This is a genomic window from Mycetocola sp. Y444, assembly GCF_059445295.1.
The window spans coordinates 1,650-4,972 of the sequence record NZ_JCAIUB010000004.1 but is presented as its reverse complement, the minus strand read 5'-3'; the positions used below and the strand labels follow the sequence as shown (position 1 = coordinate 4,972).

Annotated in this window: 1 rRNA gene; it reads right to left on the bottom strand. The window is 53.4% G+C overall.

Features of this window, described 5'->3' with window-relative positions:
• Window positions 1–117 precede the first annotated feature (117 nt).
• Window positions 118–3,240 (bottom strand): 23S ribosomal RNA (locus tag AC1C2M_RS15735).
• Between the last annotated feature and the right edge of the window lie 83 nt (window positions 3,241–3,323).

Sequence of the window (3,323 nt, the reverse complement as noted above, 5' to 3'; positions counted from 1 at the left end):
TGTTCGGTTCTCGACCGTACATCGAGAACCACATAGTGGACGCTACGCATCGTGAATTTTATCGATCACGAAATTCGATTTACCTCAAAACTCATGCTCCACCACAAGGGTGGGATGATTGGTAAGTTATCGGCTTATTAGTACCGGTCAGCTCCGAGAGTCTTTAGTCCTCTCTTCCACATCCGGCCTATCAACCCAGTAGTCTAGCTGGGAGCCTCTCGCCCGAAGGCATGGAAATCTCATCTTGAGGCCGGCTTCCCGCTTAGATGCTTTCAGCGGTTATCCATCCCGAACGTAGCTAATCAGCGGTGCTCCTGGCGGAACAACTGACACACCAGAGGTTCGTCCAACCCGGTCCTCTCGTACTAGGGTCAGATCCTCTCAAATTTCCTGCGCGCGCAGCGGATAGGGACCGAACTGTCTCACGACGTTCTAAACCCAGCTCGCGTACCGCTTTAATGGGCGAACAGCCCAACCCTTGGGACCTACTCCAGCCCCAGGATGCGACGAGCCGACATCGAGGTGCCAAACCATGCCGTCGATATGGACTCTTGGGCAAGATCAGCCTGTTATCCCCGAGGTACCTTTTATCCGTTGAGCGACAGCGCTTCCACAAGCCACTGCCGGATCACTAGTCCCGACTTTCGTCCCTGCTCGACTTGTCAGTCTCACAGTCAAGCTCCCTTGTGCACTTACACTCGACATCTGATTGCCAACCAGATTGAGGGAACCTTTGGGCGCCTCCGTTACTTTTTAGGAGGCAACCGCCCCAGTTAAACTACCCACCAGGCACTGTCCCTGAACCGGATTACGGTTCGAAGTTAGATATCCAATATGACCAGAGTGGTATTTCAACAATGACTCCACCGACACTAGCGTGCCAGCTTCACAGTCTCCCACCTATCCTACACAAGCCACACCGAACACCAATACCAAGCTGTAGTAAAGGTCACGGGGTCTTTCCGTCCTGCTGCGCGTAACGAGCATCTTTACTCGTAGTGCAATTTCGCCGAGTTCGCGGTTGAGACAGCTGGGAAGTCGTTACGCCATTCGTGCAGGTCGGAACTTACCCGACAAGGAATTTCGCTACCTTAGGATGGTTATAGTTACCACCGCCGTTTACTGGGGCTTAAATTCTCAGCTTCGCCTTGCGGCTAACCGTTCCTCTTAACCTTCCAGCACCGGGCAGGCGTCAGTCCGTATACATCGTCTTGCGACTTGGCACGGACCTGTGTTTTTAGTAAACAGTCGCTTCCCACTGGTCTCTGCGGCCCTACCACGCGTCCCGGAGCAAGTCCGTTGACGTGTCAGGCCCCCCTTCTCCCGAAGTTACGGGGGCATTTTGCCGAGTTCCTTAACCACGATTCTCTCGATCTCCTTGGTATTCTCTACCTGACCACCTGAGTCGGTTTGGGGTACGGGTGACTTGAACCTCGCGCCGATGCTTTTCTTGGCAGCATAGGATCATCGGATCTTGCCCTTACGGGCTCCCCTTCAGCTCTCAGCCTTATATGAGAGACGGATTTGCCTATCTCTCGGCCTACAACCTTGGCCTGGGACAACCATCGCCCAGGACCGACTACCTTCCTGCGTCACACCTGTTAATACGCTAACCGCACCAGCATAGGGTCGAGCGCTAGGCCCACCGTCTCACCCCGAAGGGATCAATCAGCAGGATTCAGACTCTTAGCATCACTGGATTAGCTTGGGCGGTTCTTCGTCAGTACGGGAATATCAACCCGTTGTCCATCGACTACGCCTGTCGGCCTCGCCTTAGGTCCCGACTTACCCAGGGCGGATTAGCCTGGCCCTGGAACCCTTGGTCTTTCGGAGGACGGGTTTCTCACCCGTCTTTCGCTACTCATGCCTGCATTCTCACTCGTGTGGCATCCACGGCTGGTTTACACCGCCGCTTCGCTCGCCACACGACGCTCTCCTACCCATCAATACGGCTGGACCACGAAGGCCTGCCTATAAATATCAATGCCACAACTTCGGTGGCGTGCTTGAGCCCCGTTAAATTGTCGGCGCGGAATCACTTGACCAGTGAGCTATTACGCACTCTTTCAAGGGTGGCTGCTTCTAAGCCAACCTCCTGGTTGTCTGTGCAACTCCACATCCTTTCCCACTTAGCACGCGCTTGGGGACCTTAGTTGGTGGTCTGGGTTGTTTCCCTCTCGACGATGAAGCTTATCCCCCACCGTCTCACTGCTGCGCTCTCACTTACCGGCATTCGGAGTTTGGCTGACGTCAGTAACCTTTTAGGGCCCATTAGCCATCCAGTAGCTCTACCTCCGGCAAGAAACACGCAACGCTGCACCTAAATGCATTTCGGAGAGAACCAGCTATCACGAAGTTTGATTGGCCTTTCACCCCTATCCACAGCTCATCCCCTCAGTTTTCAACCTAAGTGGGTTCGGTCCTCCACGTGCTCTTACACACGCTTCAACCTGGCCATGGATAGATCACTTCGCTTCGGGTCTAGGACATGCGACTGAATCGCCCTATTCAGACTCGCTTTCGCTACGGATACCCCTCACGGGTTAACCTCGCCACATATCACTAACTCGCAGGCTCATTCTTCAAAAGGCACGCTGTCACCCCTACAAGGAGGCTCCAACGGTTTGTAAGCAAACGGTTTCAGGTACTATTTCACTCCCCTCCCGGGGTACTTTTCACCTTTCCCTCACGGTACTTGTTCACTATCGGTCATCTGGGAGTATTTAGGCTTATCAGGTGGTCCTGACAGATTCACACGGGATTTCTCGGGCCCCGTGATACTTGGGATACTCTTCACGCCATCACGAAATTTCGACTACGGGGTTCGCACCCTCTATGACCAGGCTTTCAATCCTGTTCGTCTATCACGCTCTGTAACGTCGCACCGGCGGCAGCCAAATGCTGAAAAGTCCCACAACCCCGAACATGCAACCCCTGCCGGGTATCACACATGCACGGTTTAGCCTCTTCCGGGTTCGCTCGCCACTACTAACGGAATCACTGTTGTTTTCTCTTCCTGTGGGTACTGAGATGTTTCACTTCCCCACGTTCCCTCTACCCGCCCTATATATTCAGGCGGGAGTCACCAGGTAACCTTGCAGCCCCTGGCGGGGTTTCCCCATTCGGACACCCTCGGATCACAGCTTGTTTATCAGCTCCCCGAGGCTTATCGCAGATTACTACGTCCTTCTTCGGCTCCAGATGCCAAGGCATCCACCGTTTGCTCTTAAAAACTTGCCAATCACATGAGTTTTGAAAATCGAAAATCTATCTCGAAAAAATTGACCAATGGACTCAAACACAAATGCTTGAGTCAATTGTTG